Source organism: Curtobacterium citreum, from assembly GCF_006715175.1.
Lineage (GTDB): Bacteria > Actinomycetota > Actinomycetes > Actinomycetales > Microbacteriaceae > Curtobacterium > Curtobacterium citreum.
Window position 1 is genome coordinate 1,243,587 of sequence record NZ_VFMQ01000001.1, and the last position, 17,120, is coordinate 1,260,706.

The 17,120-nt window shown below is 71.2% G+C and carries 16 protein-coding genes and 2 tRNA genes; 12 read left to right on the forward strand and 6 right to left on the reverse strand.

Annotated elements, in window-relative coordinates:
- Positions 1 to 37 precede the first annotated feature (37 nt).
- The 6 genes from FB462_RS06005 (at position 38) to FB462_RS06025 (ending at position 7,448) form a co-directional block, all read left to right on the forward strand.
- A complete protein-coding gene (locus FB462_RS06005; RefSeq protein ID WP_141860708.1) occupies positions 38 to 3,037 on the forward strand; it encodes an alpha-mannosidase in 3,000 nt (999 codons plus the stop codon).
- A gap of 56 nt (positions 3,038 to 3,093) precedes the next feature.
- Positions 3,094 to 4,053 (forward strand): endo-beta-N-acetylglucosaminidase H, encoded by a 960-nt coding sequence (locus tag FB462_RS06010; protein ID WP_141860710.1) that lies wholly within the window; start codon positions 3,094 to 3,096, stop codon positions 4,051 to 4,053.
- A gap of 192 nt (positions 4,054 to 4,245) precedes the next feature.
- Positions 4,246 to 5,256, forward strand: a complete 1,011-nt coding sequence (locus FB462_RS06015; RefSeq protein WP_141860712.1) for a hypothetical protein — start codon at positions 4,246 to 4,248, stop codon at positions 5,254 to 5,256.
- A complete protein-coding gene (locus tag FB462_RS17235) occupies positions 5,253 to 5,426 on the forward strand; it encodes a hypothetical protein (RefSeq protein WP_167510026.1) in 174 nt (57 codons plus the stop codon). The genes FB462_RS06015 and FB462_RS17235 overlap by 4 nt, the downstream gene beginning before the upstream one ends.
- Positions 5,423 to 7,141 carry a glycosyltransferase gene (locus tag FB462_RS06020; protein ID WP_244289129.1) on the forward strand — a complete coding sequence of 573 codons (1,719 nt, stop codon included), beginning with the start codon at positions 5,423 to 5,425 and terminating at the stop codon, positions 7,139 to 7,141. Before FB462_RS17235 ends, FB462_RS06020 begins: the two co-directional genes overlap by 4 nt.
- 16 nt (positions 7,142 to 7,157) lie before the next feature.
- On the forward strand, positions 7,158 to 7,448 hold the full coding sequence (locus FB462_RS06025) for a DUF1905 domain-containing protein (RefSeq protein WP_141860715.1): 291 nt from the start codon (positions 7,158 to 7,160) through the stop codon (positions 7,446 to 7,448).
- A gap of 96 nt (positions 7,449 to 7,544) precedes the next feature.
- Here FB462_RS06025 and FB462_RS06030 read toward each other — a convergent pair.
- Positions 7,545 to 7,615 (reverse strand) — tRNA-Gly (locus FB462_RS06030).
- A 56-nt stretch (positions 7,616 to 7,671) separates the two neighbouring features.
- On the opposite strand from FB462_RS06030, the gene FB462_RS06035 reads away from it, so the two are divergent.
- From FB462_RS06035 to FB462_RS06055, 5 genes are all read left to right on the forward strand, one after another.
- Entirely contained in the window at positions 7,672 to 7,995 is a 324-nt protein-coding gene (locus FB462_RS06035) for a hypothetical protein (RefSeq protein WP_114849060.1), read from the forward strand.
- Between the two features lie 54 nt (positions 7,996 to 8,049).
- Positions 8,050 to 8,126: transfer RNA gene (locus FB462_RS06040), tRNA-Pro, on the forward strand.
- A 36-nt stretch (positions 8,127 to 8,162) separates the two neighbouring features.
- Positions 8,163 to 9,470 (forward strand): trigger factor, encoded by a 1,308-nt coding sequence (gene tig / locus FB462_RS06045; protein ID WP_141860716.1) that lies wholly within the window; start codon positions 8,163 to 8,165, stop codon positions 9,468 to 9,470.
- 158 nt (positions 9,471 to 9,628) lie between these two features.
- Positions 9,629 to 10,255: an ATP-dependent Clp protease proteolytic subunit gene (locus FB462_RS06050; protein ID WP_058742932.1), complete on the forward strand. Its 627-nt coding sequence runs from the start codon at positions 9,629 to 9,631 to the stop codon at positions 10,253 to 10,255.
- 26 nt (positions 10,256 to 10,281) lie between these two features.
- The gene (locus FB462_RS06055) at positions 10,282 to 10,941 is read left to right on the forward strand and encodes an ATP-dependent Clp protease proteolytic subunit (protein ID WP_058728413.1); all 660 of its coding nucleotides are present in this window, start codon (positions 10,282 to 10,284) and stop codon (positions 10,939 to 10,941) included.
- A 76-nt stretch (positions 10,942 to 11,017) separates the two neighbouring features.
- Here FB462_RS06055 and FB462_RS06060 read toward each other — a convergent pair whose 3' ends face one another.
- The gene (locus tag FB462_RS06060; protein ID WP_167510027.1) at positions 11,018 to 11,632 is read right to left on the reverse strand and encodes a copper resistance CopC family protein; all 615 of its coding nucleotides are present in this window, start codon (positions 11,630 to 11,632) and stop codon (positions 11,018 to 11,020) included.
- A gap of 56 nt (positions 11,633 to 11,688) precedes the next feature.
- The gene (locus FB462_RS06065; RefSeq protein WP_141860721.1) at positions 11,689 to 12,402 is read right to left on the reverse strand and encodes a YcnI family copper-binding membrane protein; all 714 of its coding nucleotides are present in this window, start codon (positions 12,400 to 12,402) and stop codon (positions 11,689 to 11,691) included.
- A gap of 180 nt (positions 12,403 to 12,582) precedes the next feature.
- Between FB462_RS06065 and clpX the strand changes: the two genes are divergently transcribed.
- On the forward strand, positions 12,583 to 13,863 hold the full coding sequence (gene clpX, locus FB462_RS06070; protein ID WP_141860723.1) for an ATP-dependent Clp protease ATP-binding subunit ClpX: 1,281 nt from the start codon (positions 12,583 to 12,585) through the stop codon (positions 13,861 to 13,863).
- A 187-nt stretch (positions 13,864 to 14,050) separates the two neighbouring features.
- Here the strand turns inward: clpX and FB462_RS06075 are convergent, their stop codons facing one another.
- From FB462_RS06075 to FB462_RS06085, 3 genes are all read right to left on the reverse strand, one after another.
- Positions 14,051 to 16,078, reverse strand: a complete 2,028-nt coding sequence (locus FB462_RS06075) for a M3 family metallopeptidase (protein WP_141860725.1) — start codon at positions 16,076 to 16,078, stop codon at positions 14,051 to 14,053.
- A 9-nt stretch (positions 16,079 to 16,087) separates the two neighbouring features.
- Complete coding sequence (locus tag FB462_RS06080; protein WP_141860727.1) at positions 16,088 to 16,750, reverse strand: TetR/AcrR family transcriptional regulator; 663 nt, start codon at positions 16,748 to 16,750, stop codon at positions 16,088 to 16,090.
- A 74-nt stretch (positions 16,751 to 16,824) separates the two neighbouring features.
- Positions 16,825 to 17,076 (reverse strand): hypothetical protein, encoded by a 252-nt coding sequence (locus FB462_RS06085; protein ID WP_141860729.1) that lies wholly within the window; start codon positions 17,074 to 17,076, stop codon positions 16,825 to 16,827.
- Positions 17,077 to 17,120: the final 44 nt, after the last annotated feature.

A 17,120-nucleotide genomic window follows, 5' to 3' on the forward strand; every position in this document is an offset into this window, starting at 1 on the left:
GCCCGACCTCCCACACCGCTCCACCCGGAAGGACCCCATGCACGACGACATCCCCCTCACCACCGGACGCGCCCGCCGGGTGCTCGACGAGCGCATCCTGCCGGCCGTGCACGCCACGTCGGTCCCGCTCGAGGTCGCCTGGCACGAGCTGCCGGGGGAGCCGGTCCCGCCCGCCGAGGGGCTCGCGCTCGACTGGACGCCGTACGAGGTCGGGACGCCGTGGGGCGCCGCGTGGGGGACGACCTGGTTCCGCCTGACCGGGACCGTGCCGGCGGCGTACGCCGGGCAGCGTGTCGAGGCGGTCGTCGACCTCGGCTTCGACAAGAACATGCCGGGGTTCCAGTGCGAGGGGCTCGTGTACCGCGCCGACGGGACCCCGGTGAAGTCGATCAACCCCCGGAACCAGTGGGTGCTCGTCACCGAGCGGGCCGAGGGCGGGGAGACCGTCGAGCTGTTCGTCGAGGCGGCGTCGAACCCCGTCCTGCTCGACTACCACCCCTTCCTGCCGACGCAGGAGGGCGACGTGCAGACCTCGTCGTCGAAGCGCCTCTACACGAGCCGCCGGATGGACCTCGCGGTGTTCGCGTCCGAGGTGCACGAGCTGTCGCTCGACCTCGAGGTGCTGCTCGAACTCCAGGCCCAGCTCCCCGACGGGCCGCGGCGGATGCGCATCCTGCAGGCGCTCGACGACGCCCTGGACCGCCTCGACCTGCAGCGCATCGCCGAGACCGCCGCGGACGCCCGGGCAGCCCTGGTCGGCGTCCTCGCCGCCCCGGCCGAGGCCTCCGCGCACACTGTCTCGGCGATCGGCCACGCGCACATCGACTCCGCGTGGCTCTGGCCGGTGCGCGAGACGATCCGCAAGGTCGCCAGGACCACGTCGACGATGACCGAGCTCATCGACCAGACCGACGACTTCCTGTACGGCATGTCCAGCGCGCAGCAGTACGCCTGGATCAAGGAGCACCGCCCCGAGGTGTACGCCCGGGTCCGGGACGCCGTGGCCGCCGGTCGGTTCCTGCCCCTCGGCGGGATGTGGGTCGAGTCGGACACCGTGATGCCGACGGGCGAGAGCATCGTGCGGCAGTTCTCGCAGGGGCAGCGGTTCTTCGAGCGCGAGTTCGGGATCCGTCCGAAGGGCGTCTGGCTGCCGGACAGTTTCGGGTACTCGCCGGCCCTGCCGCAGCTCATGCGCCGTGCCGGCTTCGAGTGGTTCTTCACGCAGAAGATCTCGTGGAACCAGGTGAACAAGTTCCCGCACCACACGTTCCTCTGGGAGGGCATCGACGGCTCGCGGGTGTTCTCGCACTTCCCGTCGATGGACACGTACAACTCGCGGCTCTCCGGCGAGGAGGTCGCGAAGGCCTCCCGGCAGTTCCGCGAGAACCGCCTGGCCTCCGGCTCGATCGCCCCCGTCGGGTGGGGCGACGGTGGCGGCGGCACCACGCGCGAGATGACCGGCACGGCCGCGCGGCTCGCCGACCTCGAGGGCAGCGCGAAGGTCCGGTGGGAGCACCCGGACGCGTTCTTCGACCGGGCGAAGTCCGAGCTCGTGGATCCGCCCGTGTGGGTGGGGGAGCTGTACCTCGAGCTGCACCGGGCGACCCTGACCAGCCAGCACCGGACGAAGCAGGGCAACCGCCGGTGCGAGCAGCTGCTGCTCGAGGCCGAGCTCTGGGCGACGACCGCGACGGCCCGCACCGACTTCGCGTACCCGTACGACGAACTCGACGCCCTCTGGCAGCAGGTCCTGCTGCAGCAGTTCCACGACATCCTGCCCGGCACCTCGATCGCCTGGGTGCACCGCGAGGCGGTGGCGAAGTACGCCGAGACGGCCGCCGCGCTGACCGCGATCACCGAGCGCGCGCTGGCGGCGCTCGCCGGTCCGGGTGACGTACCGGTCGTCGTCAACCCGGCCCCGTTCCTCCAGGCCGGCGCACCCGCGCTGGGGGCGACCACCGCGGCCGACGTGCCGGCGGCGACCCCGGTGTCGTTGACCGAGCGGGACGGCGGGTGGTTGCTCGCCAACGACCTGGTGCGGGTCGTCGTCGACGCGCGCGGGCTCGTCACGAGCGCGGTGGACCTGTCGACCGGGCGCGACGCGATCGCGCCCGGCCGCGTCGCGAACCTGCTGCAGCTGCACCAGGACTTCCCGAACATGTGGGACGCGTGGGACGTCGACCGCTACTACCGCAACCGCGTCGAGGACCTGACCGACGTCACCGGGCTGCGTGCCGCCGTCGACGACACCGGTGCCGCCCGGGTGGTCGTCGAGCGGGCGTTCGGCGACTCGACCGTGACGCAGGAGATCGTCCTGGCGCCCGGCTCCCGGACGCTCGAGTTCGACCAGGTCACCGACTGGCACGAGACCGAGAAGTTCCTCAAGGTGGCGTTCCCGCTCGACGTCCGCGCCGAGCACACCGTCGCCGAGACGCAGTTCGGCGCGCAGAAGCGCGTGACGCACACGAACACGTCGTGGGAGGCCGCGAAGTTCGAGACCTCGATGCACCGCTACGTGCTCGTCGAGGAGCCCGGATTCGGGGTCGCCCTGGTCAACGACTCGATCCACGGCTTCGACACCACCCGCGACGCGGTCGACGGCCACGTCACCACGACCGTGCGGCTCTCGCTGCTGCGCGCGCCGCGGTTCCCGGACCCGGAGACCGACCAGGGCGTGCAGACGCACCGGTACGGCATCGTGGTCGGCACCGACCAGCTCGGGGCGACGGCGGCCGGCGTCGTGATGAACGCCGGCGCCCGTACGGTGACCGGCGGGCACGGCTTCGCGCCGCTCGTGCGGGTCGCCGGCGACGTCGTCCTGTCGAGCGTCAAGCTCGCCGACGACCGCTCGGGCGACCTGGTCGTCCGCGTGTACGAGCCCGCTGGGCGCCGGGGGACCGGCCACGTCGCCGTGGACGGACCCTTCGGCGACCCGACCGAGGTGACGCTGCTCGAGGAACCACTCGCGGCGATCGACCCGTCCGCGTTCGCCGTCAGCGCCTACGAGGTGCGCACCGTCCGGTTCGCGCGCGCCTGACCACCGCTCGCAGTCCCACCAGCGGTCGCAGTCCCACCAGTTCGAGGAGGAACGAGATGAAGCACTCAACGAAGCTCGGGATCGTCGCGGCGCTCGCCGCGGCGCTCGCCGTCCCGATGGTCCCGGCGGCCGCGTCCGCCGCACCGTCGCCCACCGGCCTGTCCCACGGTGTCGGGGCATCCCGCGGGGTCGGGCACGGCAAGCAGCCGCACGCCGCCCCGACGAAGGACGGGCCGACGAGCATCGCCTACGTCGAGGTCAACAACGACCAGCTCGCGAACGTCGGCCGTTACACACTCGCCGACGGCGCGAACGCGTTCGACGTGGCGATCATCTTCGCCGCGAACATCAACTGGGACGGGTCGAAGGCCGTCCTGTACGACAACGAGAACGTGCAGCGCACGCTCGACGACGCCGCGACCCAGATCCGGCCGCTGCAGGCGAAGGGCATCAAGGTCTCGCTGTCGATCCTCGGCAACCACCAGGGCGCCGGCATCGCGAACTTCCCGACGCAGGCCGCCGCGGAGGACTTCGCCGCCCAGGTGTCCGCGACCGTCGCGAAGTACGGGCTCGACGGCGTCGACCTCGACGACGAGTACTCCGACTACGGCACGAACGGCACCCCGCAGCCGAACCAGCAGTCCATCGGTTGGCTCATCAGCGCGCTGCGCGCCGACATGCCCGGCAAGCTCGTCTCGTTCTACGACATCGGCCCGGCGTCCGACGCGCTGTCGTCGTCGAGCCCGGCGATCGGGTCGCAGCTCGACTACGCCTGGAACGCCTACTACGGCACGTACTCGGCGCCGTCGATCCCCGGGCTCGGGAAGTCGCGGCTGTCGGCGGCGGCGGTCGACATCCAGAACACCCCGCAGTCGACGGCGGTGTCCCTGGCCCAGCGGACGAAGGCTGACGGCTACGGCGTCTTCATGACGTACAACCTGCCCGACGGCGACGTCTCGCCGTACGTGTCGTCGTTCACGCAGGTGCTCTACGGGCAGGCCGCGTCGTACCGCTGACCTCGCCTCCGCACGGCGGCCCGCGCCCCGCGCTCCCCGGCTCCGGCCTGGAGGCGCGGGGCGCGTCCGTCGCGCCGTGTCGGCATCTCGGGGGACGAGTCTGTACCCCGTTCGTGGGCTGTCGTGTCCGCGGAGCGCGGGGTGGAATGGTCGGTGCAGGACACCCCTGCGTGCTTCACCCGAAGGAGCCGCATGACCGTCACGCTCGCCCGCGCTGTCCAGGCGCCCACCGGGCTCGCGTCCGCCGCGCTCGCGCCCGCCGCCGCGACCCTGCGGCCGCTGCCGCGGCAGGCGGTCCGTTGGTCGCTCCGCGCCGCGTTCGCGGCGCCGTACGTCGTCCTCGCGCTGGTGGCGGCCCGCGCCACGCCGACGCCGCTCCTCGGGCTGACGGGCAACCAGGTGACGCTCGACCGGGCGACCGCAGCACTCGACGACGGGGTCGTACAGGCGATCGGGCAGCTCTACCCCCTGCTGTCCGGGGTCCTGCTCCGGTTCATGCCCTTCGGTGTCCAGGGTGCGGCGGTGCTCGGCGCCGTCGCCGCCGGGGTCCTGCTCCAGGTGCTCGCCCAGGACATGCTCCGCCGCGGGCTGCGGATGCGCGAGGTCGTGGCCTTCACGGTCGCCCTCGGCGCGAACCCGCTGTACGCGTTCGTCGCGCTGAACGACCTGCAGGCGTTCCTCGGCATCGCGCTCTTCGCCCTCGCGGTCGTCGACATGGTCCGGTTCTTCGCGTGGGGCGACACGCAGGCGGGCTTCCGCGCCGGCCTCGCGCTCATGCTCTCCACGCTGCTCGACCCGATGGGGTTCGTCTACGTCAGCATCGCAGCGCTCGCCGCCCCCGTGCTCGACCTGGCGCGGCACGACCAGCGTGGCATCCGTCGGGCGAACGTGCTCGTCCTCGTGTTCCCCAGCGTCGCGGTCGCGCTCTCCACCGCCGTGCTCGACTGGATGGTGCTCCACGATCCCTTCGCTGCGATCCGCGGCACGATCGACGTCTCGCCGCAGCGGTTGGCCGGGCTGCACCACCTGTTCGCCACCGCTGACGGGCTGCTCCTGATCGCGATGGTCGTCGCCGGCGCGACGCTGGCCCTGCTCGTCGGTCGACCGGGTGCGATCGCCCTCGTCGTCGCGCTCTTCGTCGGGATCATCGGCGGCTACGCGATCGGTCTCGTCCCGATCGCTGCGGCGGGCACGTGTTCGTGACGATGCTCAGTGTCGCGATCGCGATCCTGCCGCCGGTCCAGAGCCGGCTGACCGGCGTACTCGTCGTCGTGCTCGCGGTGCTGCAGGTGCCGCTCGCGTGGGCAGCTTCCTCCCAGCGAGAGGTGGTCGTGGAGTGGATGCACGCACTCGTGGCGGCGGTGTCCGGGTGACCGTCGCCGAGTCCGCTCCCGAGGTCCCGCCCAGCGTCCCACCCGCAGTCGTCCGCGTCCCACAGGGCCGGCACCGCGGCCACGAGATCGATTGGCGCCCGCGACACCGCTGCTCCGTCCGACGCCACGTCGAGGAGGGCTGGGTCGCCTCGGCCCGCATCCGGGAGGGCGTGATCGTCCTCACGAGCGGTCGGTCCGACCCGGACGTGCTGCGCGCAGCACTGGCCGAGGAGTTCGGGGAGCCGGTCGTGCTCCGCAGCGCCACCGAGGCCGCCATGCGGCAGCGCATCGCGTACGAGCTCGAGGAGGAGGTCGCCGACCTCGCCGCCCACGGTCTCGCCCGGACGAACCCGGCCCTCTCCGCCCGCACCGTCCTGTCGCGCGGTCAACAGGTCGGCGGCGCGCTCGCGCTGCTCGTGTTCGCTGCGTGTCTCGTCGCGGTGCCGGGCACCACCGTCGCGATCGCGACCGCCGTCCTGTCGATCGGGTTCCTGGCCGGCATCGTGTTCAAGTTCTGGGTGTCGATGGTCGGAGCGCGCTTCGACCTCGTCGAGCAGATCTCCGTCGACGACGTCGCCGTGCTCGACGACGACGCGCTGCCGACCTACACCGTCCTCGTGCCCGTCTTCCGCGAGGCGAACATCGTGCACGCCCTCGTCCGCAACCTCGAGGTCCTGGACTGGCCGAAGGACCGGCTCGAGGTCCTGGTGCTCGTCGAGGCCGAGGACCATGCCACGCGCGAGGCGGTCGTCGACGCCGATCCTCCGGAGTGGATGCGCATCGTCATCGTGCCGCCGGGCTCGCCGCAGACGAAGCCGCGCGCCTGCAACGTCGGGCTCGCCATCGCCCAGGGGGAGTACGTCGTCATCTACGACGCCGAGGACCGACCCGACCCGGACCAGCTCAAGAAGGTGTTCCTGACCTTCGACCGCGCCGGCGACGACACCGTGTGCGTGCAGGCTGCCCTGAGCTACTTCAACGCCGACGAGAACGCGCTCACCCGGATGTTCACGCTCGAGTACTCGTACTGGTTCGACTACATGCTCGCCGGGCTCGACGCCCGGGAGCTGCCGATCCCGCTCGGTGGCACGTCGAACCACTTCCGCACCGACCTGCTCCGCGAACTCGGCGGGTGGGACCCGTACAACGTCACCGAGGACGCCGACCTCGGCATCCGGGCCTCGGCCGTCGGGTACCGCGTCGCCGTGGTGAACTCCACGACGATGGAGGAGGCGAACACCTCGATCCCGAACTTCGTCCGGCAGCGCTCCCGCTGGATCAAGGGCTACATGCAGACCGCCCTCGTGCACGCCCGGCGTCCCCGTGCACTCGTCGGCGAGATCGGCCCACGCCGTGCCGCTGCGTTCGCCCTGCTCATCGCCGGCACACCGCTCACCTTCCTCGGCATGCTGCCCGGTGTCGTGGTGACGATCGCGACGCTCGTGCTGCCGGCGGGGTGGACGTCCCCGATGTTCCCCGCGCCCGTGCTCTGGCTGTGCGTGCTCGACTTCCTGCTCGGCAACGCGACGATGATCTACCTGACCATGATGGGACCGTACAAGCGGGGACGCTTCGACCTGATGGGGTGGGCGCTCCTCAACCCGCTGTACTGGATCCTGCACTCCGTCGCCGCGTACAAGGGCCTTTGGCAACTCATCACCCGGCCGCACTACTGGGAGAAGACGGAGCACGGCCTGACGAAGACGACCGCTTGAGACCTACGATGCCCGCGTGGAGCTCACGTTCGAGGCAGAGGTGGTCGAGTGGCGCGGTCCGGCGCCGTACGTGTACGCGGTGGTGCCCGACGACCTCGCCGACCTCGTCCACGAGCTCGCGTCCGAGCTGACCTACGGCTGGGGCGTCGTCCCGGCGGGCGTCGCGATCGGGCGGGTGCGATGGACGACGTCGCTGTTCCCGAAGGACGGCGGGTACCTCGTGCCGCTGCGGAAGGCGGAGCGGACCCGGACAGGGGTCGGCCCCGGCGATACGGTGCACCTCACCCTGACGCTCGGCGCCCCCTGAGCAGCACCCCTGGCGCACCGCCCACCGGCATCCGGACGAGCGGGTGACGACCGCGCGGATCGCTGATGACGACCGCGCGGAGCGCTGATGACACGGAGGGGATGACGGGAATCGAACCCGCGTGGCCAGTTTGGAAGACTGGGGCTCTACCATTGAGCTACATCCCCGCGCTGCAGCACTGGTTGCGCAGCGCCACCATCGTAGCGGACGAACGACCCCCGACATGCCATCGAACGTGTTGCCGCAGCCCGACCCGGGCGACACCCGGCGGATCCGCCGCTCGCGGGTGGTGTCGTTCGTGCTGCTGGCCCTCGCCGCCGTGGTGTTCTCGCTCCGGCCGGAGGTCTTCGGCGACCCGCAGGCCCAGCCGTGGCACGCGCTCCTGCACGTGTGGCGGATCGTCGTCGGACTCCTGCTCGTCCTGGGCGCGGGAGCGGTGCAGGTGGCCGTCGGGGTTCGCTGGCGGCAGGGCCTCCGTCGGGCGGCCGACCCGGCTCCTCCACAGCGCGGCACGCCGCCCGGGAACCAGTCACCGGCGGACCGCTAGACTCGTCGCGGTCGTGCGTGCCCTCGGGTGTGCGCGGCCACCCTGGCCCAGTCACGGGGCGTAGCTCAGCTTGGTAGAGCGCCCGCTTTGGGAGCGGGAGGTCGCAGGTTCAAATCCTGTCGCCCCGACCAGGTCCACACGAACGTCAACCAACAGGAGTACATCCCTTGGCCACCAGCACCGTCGACAAGGTGAGCGACACCCGCGTCAAGCTCACCGTGAACGTGACGCCGGAAGATCTCAAGCCGAGCATCGACCACGCGTACAAGCACATCGCCGAGCAGATCAACATCCCCGGCTTCCGCAAGGGCAAGGTCCCGCCGGCGATCGTCGACCAGCGTGTCGGCCGCGGCGAGGTCCTGAACCACGCCGTCGGCGACGCGATCGACACCTTCTACCGCCAGGCGGTGGAGGAGCAGGAGCTGCGCATCCTCGGCCGCGCCGAGGCCGACGTCGCCGAGCTCCCCAACGTGAAGGACTTCACGGGCGACCTCGTCCTCACCTTCGAGGTGGACGTCCGCCCCGAGTTCGACCTGCCGAAGTACGACGAGTACGAGCTGACGGTCGACGCGGTCGAGGTCTCCGACGACGAGGTCGAGGAGGAGCTGCAGAACCTGCGCACCCGCTTCGGCACGCTCGTGACGGTCGATCGTCCGGCCAAGACCGGCGACTTCGCCCAGATCGACCTGACCGCCACCATCGGTGACGACGAGGTCGACTCGGCCACCGGCGTCTCCTACGAGATCGGCTCGGGCGACCTGCTCGAGGGCATCGACGAGGCGCTCGAGTCCCTGACCGCCGGCGAGTCGACGACCTTCGAGTCGACGCTGGTCGGTGGCGACCGCGAGGGCGAGACCGCCCAGATCGCCGTCACCGTCACCGCCGTCAAGGAGCGCGAGCTCCCCGAGGCCGACGACGAGTTCGCCCAGATCGCCAGCCAGTTCGACACCATCGACGAGCTCAAGGCGGACCTCAAGGAGCAGATCGCCAAGTCGAAGACCTTCGGCCAGGGTGCTGCTGCGCGCGACAAGCTCGTCGAGAAGCTCATCGAGGACGTCAACATCCCGATCTCGGAGCAGCTCATCGAGGACGAGGTGCACCGTCACCTCGAGCAGGAGAACCGCCTCGAGGACGAGGAGCACCGCAAGGAGGTCTCCGAGTCCAGCGAGAAGGCCTTCCGTTCGCAGATCCTGCTCGACGCGATCGCCGAGAAGGAGGAGATCCAGGTCTCCCAGGAGGAACTGACCCAGTACCTCATCCAGGCTGCGGCGCAGTACGGCATGGAGCCCGCCGAGTTCATCAAGGTGATCGACCAGAACGGTCAGATCCCGGGCATGGTCGGCGAGGTCGCCCGCTCGAAGGCGGTCGCGACCGTCCTGTCGAAGGTGACCGTCAAGGACTCCAACGGCGGCGACGTCGACCTCTCCGCCTTCACGGCGGGCGTCGCGCAGACCCCGTCGGAGGACGCGGAGTAGTCCGCGACCACCTTCCGGACAGGAGGCGCGGTGCCAGCTGGCACCGCGCCTCCTGTCCGTTGGCGGGCCGGCCCGACCGCCCAGAGCGAACAGACGCGAACAGCCGCGTTGCACCCGATAAGTTCGACATCAAGCGACAACTGAACGGGAGCTTTTCCATGGCCGAAGCGACACTGAACCCCAGTGTTTTTGACCGCCTTCTGAGAGACCGGATCGTGTGGCTCGGCTCTGAGGTCCGCGACGAGAACTCGAACGAGATCGCAGCGAAGCTGCTGATGCTCGCCGCCGAGGACCCTGAGAAGGACATCTACCTCTACATCAACTCGCCCGGTGGCTCGATCACCGCGGGCATGGCGATCTACGACACGATGCAGTTCGTGCCGAACGACATCGTCACCGTGGGCATCGGCCTCGCCGCCTCGATGGGGCAGTTCCTGCTCTCCTCGGGCACCCCGGGCAAGCGCTACATCACCCCGAACGCGCGCGTGCTCCTGCACCAGCCGTCCGGTGGCTTCGGCGGCACCGCTGCCGACATCCAGACGCAGGCCAAGGTCATCCTCGACATGAAGCAGCGGATGGCGGAGCTCACGGCCGAGCAGACCGGCAAGTCGATCGAGCAGATCCTCAAGGACAACGACCGCGACAACTGGTTCACGGCGCAGGAAGCCCTGGAGTACGGCTTCGTCGACCACCTCCGTGCGTCCTCGAACGAGGTCGTCGGCGGCGGCGGAACCGTGGGCGACGGCGAGACGCCGACCGCGGCTGCCGAGCCCGAGTCCCACTGACCACCACCGAAGAGAAGGAAACGAGAATGCACCTCCCCATGCTCGGTGGCGCGCAGAACGTCCCGGCTCCGTCCGATCGCTACATCCTCCCCAGCTTCGAGGAGCGCACGGCCTACGGCTTCAAGCGCCAGGACCCGTACGCGAAGCTGTTCGAGGACCGCATCGTGTTCCTCGGCGTGCAGGTGGACGACGCGTCCGCCGACGACGTCATGGCCCAGCTGCTCGTGCTCGAGTCGATGGACCCGGACCGCGACATCGTGATGTACATCAACTCGCCCGGTGGCTCGTTCACCGCGATGACGGCGATCTACGACACGATGCAGTACATCCGTCCGCAGATCCAGACCGTGTGCCTGGGCCAGGCGGCCTCGGCCGCGTCGGTGCTCCTCGCTGCCGGTACCCCGGGCAAGCGTCTGGCGCTCCCGAACGCCCGTGTGCTCATCCACCAGCCGGCGACCCAGCAGGGCGGCGGCCAGGCGTCGGACATCGAGATCCAGGCGGCGGAGATCCTCCGCATGCGCACCTGGCTCGAGGAGACGCTGTCGAAGCACTCGAACCGCACGCCGGAGCAGGTCAACAACGACATCGAGCGCGACAAGATCATGTCCGCGGAAGAGGCACTCGAGTACGGCCTGATCGACCAGGTCCTCACGAGCCGCAAGAACCTGCCGGCGCTCGTCAAGTAGCACCAGCGCGACGACGGCCCCGCACCTCCCGGTGCGGGGCCGTCGTCGTGTCGCGGGGCCGTCGTCGTGTTGCGGATCAGTCCTCGTCGTCGTGCGGGTCGGCGGTCGGGGCCGGGCGGCGTCGCAGGAGCAGGAGGACCGCGACGACCAGGCCGGCGAGCACGACCCCGCCGGCGCCGATCCACAGCGCGTCGGTCGCCGTCGAGTCGCCCGCGCTGGTCGCGGTGCCGGACTCGTCCGCGCCGGACCCTGCGCTCGCCCGATCGGTGGCGCAGACCGGCGGGTCGGTCGTGCCGCCCGCGGGGGAGAAGCCCGCGGGGGCGTCCCACGTGAAGTCGTACCGGTCGGACACGGTGTGGCCGTCGGCGGAGACGATCTGCCACTCGACCGCGTACTTCCCGGACTTCCCGAGGGCGGCCTTCGTGGTCATCGACGGCCCGTCCACCGTGACGCAGCCGTCCTCGTAGTACCGGCCGTCCGGCCCGAGGACCCGGAACGCGAAGCCCGAGTCCGATCCGCCGATCTCGAGCAGCCGGTCGTTCGTGGTGATGTCGAACCGGCCCGGGAGCGCGGTGAGCGTCCCACCGACCTGCGGCGTCGACGACACCAGGTAGTTGTGCGCGCTGGCGGGGGCGGCGAGCCCGAGGACCGCACCGCCCGCGATCGCGAGGGCCGTGGCGGACGCGGCCACGATCCTCCCGGCCGACCGCCGACCCGGGGCGGACCGACGGCCCGGCGTGGGACGGGTCACTTCGCGGCGTCCCGGCGGCGGGTGGCGGCGACCGCGACGACCAGGCCGACGGCGCCGACGACCAGGCCGCCGAGACCGAGGAAGCGGCCGACCAGGTCGGGCTGGGCGGTGGTGCTCGTCGACGCGGCGGCCGTGGTGGCGGGGGCGTCGTCGTCACCGCTCGTGGCGGTCGCGGCGGTCAGGACGATCGACGGGGCGGGGTGCTCCGGCTCGGCCTTGCCGGTCTGCTGCACCTGGTCCCAGTCGGTCGTGCCACGCTCGCAGGTCTGCACGACCGGGAAGGACACGCGGTCGCCGGGCTTGCCGTCGGGCAGCGAGAACGACAGCGAGAAGGTGTCGCGTTCGTCCGCGGGGAGCGGCGTCTTGGCGGTGTAGATGACGCTCGTGACGCGGACGGCGCCGGCCTCGTCCTCGTCGCTGCTGCTCGACGCCCCGCTCGTGTACGGCTCGGTCGTCTTGGTGATGGTCCAGTTCGGGTTGACCGTCGGCGTGACCTCGATGACGGACTTCGGCACCTGGAACTCGAGCTTCGTGGTGGGGGAGCCGTCGCAGCCGTGCGGCACCGAGAAGGTCGCCGTGGTGTAGGAGTTCGCCGCGGTGGAGGTCGCGTCGGCCTCGACGTGGGCGCTGGCGGCGGCCGCCGTGCCGAGGACGATCGCGGCGGTCACGCCGAGGGTGGCGGTGCCGACGAGGGCGAGGCGCTTGGTCATGGGGTCCTTCCGGTTTCTACAACTTGTAGAGCAGCGGTGCAACGGTACCAGGAGACGACGCCGTGGGCGAACGCCGCGGGACAGGCCGGACGGCGTCGCGGTGGGTGTCGCCGGATGCGGTTAGGCTCGGTCAAACCGGGCGGGTCACCCGCGCGGAGGTCAACCAGGGAGGGCACCGCCATGGCACGCATCGGAGAGAGCGCCGACCTGCTGAAGTGCTCCTTCTGCGGCAAGAGCCAGAAGCAGGTCCAGCAGCTCATCGCCGGGCCGGGCGTCTACATCTGTGACGAGTGCGTCGAGCTCTGCAACGAGATCATCGAGGAGCGTCTGGCCGAGGCGGGCGAGGACACCGCGAGCGGGGACTTCGAGCTCCCGAAGCCGCGCGAGATCTTCGACTTCCTGCAGGAGTACGTCATCGGGCAGGACCCCGCGAAGCGCGCGCTGGCCGTGGCCGTCTACAACCACTACAAGCGCATCCGGGCGCAGGGGCAGATCACCGCGGCGGAAGACCGCGACGACGTCGAGATCGCGAAGTCGAACATCCTGCTCATCGGCCCGACCGGCTGCGGCAAGACCTACCTGGCGCAGACCCTGGCGAAGCGCCTCAACGTGCCGTTCGCCGTCGCCGACGCCACCGCGCTGACCGAGGCCGGCTACGTGGGCGAAGACGTCGAGAACATCCTGCTCAAGCTCATCCAGGCCGCGGACTACGACGTCAAGCGTGCCGAGACCGGGATCATCTACATCGACGAGGTCGACAAGATCGCGCGCAAGGCCGAGAACCCCTCGATCACGCGCGACGTCTCGGGCGAGGGCGTGCAGCAGGCCCTGCTCAAGATCCTCGAGGGCACCACGGCCTCGGTCCCGCCGCAGGGCGGTCGGAAGCACCCGCACCAGGAGTTCATCCAGATCGACACGACGAACGTCCTGTTCATCGTGGCGGGGGCGTTCGCCGGGCTCGAGGACATCGTGTCGTCCCGGGTCGGCAAGCGGGGGATCGGCTTCGGCGCGCCGCTGCACAGCCCGCTCGACCAGCAGGACCTGTTCGCCGACGTCCTGCCGGAGGACCTGCACAAGTTCGGGCTCATCCCCGAGTTCATCGGGCGTCTGCCCGTCGTGACCACGGTGTCGCAGCTCGACCAGTCGGCGCTCATGCAGATCCTGACCGAGCCGAAGAACGCCCTCGTGAAGCAGTACCAGCGGATGTTCCAGATCGACGGGGTCGAGCTCGAGTTCGACCGTGGTGCGCTCGAGGCGATCGCGGACCTCGCCGTCCTGCGGCAGACCGGTGCCCGCGGGCTCCGCGCCATCCTCGAGGAGGTGCTCGGGCCGGTCATGTTCGACGTGCCCTCGGACGACGACGTCGCCCGGGTCGTGATCACCCGCGAGTCCGTGCTCGAGAACGCCGCGCCGACGATCGTGCCGCGGCCGCGGGCGAAGCGCGTCGAGAAGTCCGCGTAGGTCGCGTTGCACGACGGCCCGGTCCCCTCGGGGGCCGGGCCGTCGTCGTGTGCGGGGAGCGGGCGTGAGCGGAGGCGCTCCGCACAACCAGAAGCACACCGCACCACGGCGATCCGTGGCGTGATGTGCTTCCGGTTGAGCGGCAGCGCTCCGTGCCGCCCCCGCGGCCGCCCGCGCCCCCGCGCCCCTACGCCAGCCCGCGGCGGCGCAGCAGCGGCCCGACCTCGGCGTCGCGGCCCCGGAACGCGCGGTAGGCCTCGAGCGGGTCCTGCGCCCCGCCGACCCCGAGCACCATCGTCGCGAAGCGCTCCCCGGCCGACCGGGAGAGCCCGCCGTGCTCGCGGAACCACTCCACGGTGTCGGCGTCGAGCACCTCGGACCAGATGTACCCGTAGTACCCGGCGTCGTACCCGCCCGAGAACGTGTGCGCGAAGTACGTCGACGAGTACCGCGGCGGGACGGCGGCGACGTCGATCCCGGCGGCCGCGAGGGCGTCCCGCTCGAAGTCCTCGACGGACCGGACCGCGGCGGCCGCCTCAGCCGACAGTCGGTGCCACGCCTGGTCGAGGAGTGCCGCGGCGAGGTACTCGGTCGTGCCGAAGCCCTCGTTGAAGCCGGCCGAGTCGCTCAGGCCGAGGACGAGCTCCGGCGGCAGCGGCTCCCCGGTCTCGTGGTGCTTGGCGTAGTTCGCGAGCACGGACGGCCAGGTCACCCACATCTCGTTGACCTGCGAGGGGAACTCCACGAAGTCGCGCTCGACGTTCGTCCCCGAGAACCGCGGGTAGGTCGTCCGGGCGATCAGCCCGTGCAGCGCGTGCCCGAACTCGTGGAAGAGCGTCTCGACCTCGTCCTGGATCAGGAGCGTCGGCGATCCCGGTGCGGGCTTCGCCACGTTGAGGTTGTTCACGACGACCGGGAGCGTGCCGAGCAGGTGCGACTGCTCCACGACGGGGTTCATCCACGCGCCGCCGCGCTTGCCGTCCCGCGTGTAGAGGTCGAGCAGGTACAGGCCGACCTCTGCGCCGTCCTCGGAGCGCACCTCGAAGACGCGGACCTCGTCGTTGTAGCCGTGCAGGTCGGGGCGCTCGGTGAAGGTCAGGCCGTACAGGGCACCGGCGGCGTGGAACACCCCGTCGTGCAGGACCCGGTCGGCCTCCAGGTAGGGGCGGAGCGCGGAGCTGTCGGCGGCGAACTGCTCGCCGCGCAGGACCTCGGTGGCGTACGCCCAGTCCCACGCCTCGACCTCGAAGCCGACGGTGCGGGAGCGGACGGCGCGCTCGTCCTCGGCGTTCGCCGCCGCGGCGGGCACGAGCGAGGACAGCAGCCCCTCGACGGCCTCGGGCGTCCGTGCGGTCTCGTCCGCCGTGACGACCGCCGCGTGGTTCGGGAACCCGAGCAGCGCGGCACGCTCGGCGCGGAGCCGGACGATGCGGAGCAGCACGTCGCGGTTGTCGTGCTCGTTGCCGCGGCGGCCGCGGGAGAGCGAGGCGCGCATGATCCGCTCGCGGAGCCCGCGGTCGGTCAGCGACGCGAGCCACGGGTGGCCCGTGTAGAGCGGCAGCGTCACGAGCCAGCCGTCCAGCCCGCGGTCGGAGGCGGCGCCAGCGGCGGCCGACTTCGCGCCGTCGTCGAGCCCGTCGAGCTCGCGCTCCTCGGTGACGTGCACCGCGAGGTCGTTCGTGTCCTCGAGCAGGTTGCGCTCGAAGGTCGTCGTCAGGGTGGACAGCTCCTGGTTGATCGCCGTCAGTCGTTCCTTGCCGGCGTCGTCGAGCCCCGCGCCGGCGAGGGTCATCTCCGTGTGCACCCGTTCGACCAGGCGACGGTCCTCGTCGGTCAGGTCCGAGCGGTCGCCGAGTGCGGACCGCACCGCGTCGACCCGCGCGTACAGGCGGGAGTCGAGCGTGATCGCGTCCCGGTGCGCAGCGAGGAGCGGGGCGACCTCGGCCTCGAGGTCGTGCAGCTCCGGTGTGGAGTCGGCGGACGACAGCGTGAAGAACACGTGGCTGACGCGGGTCAGCAGCTGGCCGGAGCGCTCGAGTGCCACCAGGGTGTTCTCGAACGTCGGCGGCGCCGGGTCGGTGGCGATCGCCTCGACCTCGGCGCGCTGCTCGGCGATGCCGGCGTCGAACGCCGGACGGAAGTGCTCGAGCCGGACGTCGTCGAACGGCGGGAGGGCGTAGGGGAGGGTGCTCGGTGCGTCGAACGGGTTGGCCATGGCCCCACCCTACGGACCGTCGGTCCGGTCCACAGCCGGACGGGAGGATCGTGGCGGCGCCGCCACGCGCCTCCCGTCCGCCGCCACGCGCCCGGCGTCCGTCGCCACGTCGACCAGCACGGCGGCCGCGCTCCGCGCGTGTGCCGCCGGCGTCGTCTCGCCGGAGATCGCCGCGGTCGTCTGCGCGCCCTCGGCGAGGAGCGCGAGCTGCGCGGCGAGGGTCTCGGCGGCGTCCCGGTCGGCGACCACGGTCGCCGCGAGGTCCGCGACGTACCGTTGGAAGGACGCCTTGTGCGCGCGGGCGATCTCGGCGACCTCGGGGGAGGTCGCACCGACTTCGCCGAAGGCGTTGATGAAGCCGCAGCCGCGGAAGGACGCGTCGCCGAACCAGTCCTCGAGGAAGTCGTAGACGGCGAGGAGCTTGTCGCGCGGGGTGGTCGCGGCGTCGACGGCCCCGCGGACGCCCCGCTCCCAGAGGTCGTGCCGACCGCTGAGCACCGCCACGACGAGCTGGTCCTTGCCGGGGAAGGCCGCGTAGAGCTTCTTCAGCGAGACGCCGGCACCGGTGCGGATCTCGTCCATCCCGACCGACTGGATCCCGCGGGCGTAGAAGAGCTCGTCGGCGACGTCGACGATGCGGTCCCGGGTGTCCGGGTCGACGGTGGTGGGCATGACGGTCCCGATCCCTGGTCCAGCGGTCCCGGCCCTGCGTCGGGAACGACGGTTCTCACTGTACGCCGCGGCGGCTAGTCCTCTTCGGGGGCGTCGTCCGGGTCGGTCACCTGCGCGTGGCCGTCGGGGTCGAGCCGGATCGACGTGCCGTCGTCGAGCTCGACGATCGGCTTGCCCTCGAGGAACGTCAGCGTCCACCGCCACGACGACGCGTCGACGGACGCGGCGGCGAGCTCGTCCTCGACCCCGCGCACGGCGACGACCATCGCCTCGGGGAGTCGCTCGGGTGGCTGCCCACCCACGTTCCAGCGTGTGCCCAACTGCATCCGTGCCTCCAGTCCGGTGTGGACCGGCCGCATCGGCACGACGC

Bases quoted from the DNA above. Each gene is read 5' to 3' on its own strand.
- FB462_RS06055 (WP_058728413.1), top strand. From the start codon at position 10,282: ATGCACCTCCCCATGCTCGGTGGCGCGCAGAACGTCCCGGCTCCGTCC.
- FB462_RS06075 (WP_141860725.1), bottom strand. From the start codon at position 16,078: ATGGCCAACCCGTTCGACGCACCGAGCACCCTCCCCTACGCCCTCCCG.
- FB462_RS06065 (WP_141860721.1), bottom strand. From the start codon at position 12,402: ATGACCAAGCGCCTCGCCCTCGTCGGCACCGCCACCCTCGGCGTGACC.
- FB462_RS06050 (WP_058742932.1), top strand. From the start codon at position 9,629: ATGGCCGAAGCGACACTGAACCCCAGTGTTTTTGACCGCCTTCTGAGA.
- FB462_RS06080 (WP_141860727.1), bottom strand. From the start codon at position 16,750: ATGCCCACCACCGTCGACCCGGACACCCGGGACCGCATCGTCGACGTC.
- FB462_RS06035 (WP_114849060.1), top strand. From the start codon at position 7,672: ATGCCATCGAACGTGTTGCCGCAGCCCGACCCGGGCGACACCCGGCGG.
- clpX (WP_141860723.1), top strand. From the start codon at position 12,583: ATGGCACGCATCGGAGAGAGCGCCGACCTGCTGAAGTGCTCCTTCTGC.
- FB462_RS06005 (WP_141860708.1), top strand. From the start codon at position 38: ATGCACGACGACATCCCCCTCACCACCGGACGCGCCCGCCGGGTGCTC.
- FB462_RS06015 (WP_141860712.1), top strand. From the start codon at position 4,246: ATGACCGTCACGCTCGCCCGCGCTGTCCAGGCGCCCACCGGGCTCGCG.
- FB462_RS06085 (WP_141860729.1), bottom strand. From the start codon at position 17,076: ATGCAGTTGGGCACACGCTGGAACGTGGGTGGGCAGCCACCCGAGCGA.
- FB462_RS06010 (WP_141860710.1), top strand. From the start codon at position 3,094: ATGAAGCACTCAACGAAGCTCGGGATCGTCGCGGCGCTCGCCGCGGCG.